This window comes from Streptomyces sp. HSW2009 (genome assembly GCF_040240285.1).
GTDB lineage: Bacteria > Actinomycetota > Actinomycetes > Streptomycetales > Streptomycetaceae > Streptomyces.
The window spans coordinates 1-768 of sequence record NZ_JBEHZD010001106.1; the positions used below are offsets into that span (position 1 = coordinate 1).

Annotated in this window: 1 protein-coding gene; it reads left to right on the forward strand. The window is 75.8% G+C overall.

What is annotated here, in order from left to right:
* The first annotated feature begins 125 nt into the window (after positions 1-125).
* Positions 126-653, forward strand: a complete 528-nt coding sequence (locus tag AAHZ94_RS34775) for an NUDIX hydrolase (protein ID WP_349997651.1) — start codon at positions 126-128, stop codon at positions 651-653.
* Positions 654-768 lie beyond the last annotated feature (115 nt).

Genomic DNA, 768 nt, shown 5'->3' on the forward strand with positions numbered 1-768 from the left:
CAGCGGATCATCCCCGGGAGCACGGAGCACGGAGCACGGATCACGTAGCACGGGGGCCGGGGGGCGGGGCCGCGGGGCGGGGGCCCGCGGCCCGGGCCCGCCAACACCCCTGTGAGCAGCGGCTGATGAGGGGAATTCCGATCGGGAGCGAGACCCGCACCAGCCCCGCCGGTCCTGCCAACGCACCGCGCGACGTCTGGGTGTTCCTGCTTATCCGCTGCCCGGCCTCGACCCGCAACCTGTTCGACGCCGTCGGCATGTGGCCGCGCGTGCTGCAAGTCGTCAAGGACGGGTGGGGCTGCCCGCCGGGCGTCGTGCTGCGGCCTGGCGAGGCGATCGAATCGGCCGCTGAGCGCGTCGCCGACGCGCTGGGCATCAGGCTGCCCGAGGCGCCCGCCCTGCTCGCCGTCGATCAGCAACCCGCCATCGACGGCGGGCCGGACGAGGAACTCGCCTTCGTCGTCGACGGCGGGGCCGCGGAGGAGAACGCGTTCGAGGGCCTGCCGCGGCACGAGGTCGACATCGAGTGGTCGGCCGTCGAGGACCTGGAACGCGTCGCCCTCGTCCACGCCCTCCGTACGCGGCTGCTCGCCGTCGAAACGCCGCTGCTCGTCGAAGGGATGCCGCGGACACCGCGGAAGCAGGGCGGATAGCGCAGCGGACAGCGCAGCGGATAACGCAACCGTGGGGGGGGCCCCCCCCGGGGGGGGGGGGGGCGCCGGGGGGGGGGGGGGGGGGGGGGGGGGTGTTGTGGGGGGGGGGGCCCCC

Coding starts and splice junctions, on each gene's coding strand:
- AAHZ94_RS34775 (WP_349997651.1), top strand. CDS start 126: ATGAGGGGAATTCCGATCGGGAGCGAGACCCGCACCAGCCCCGCCGGT.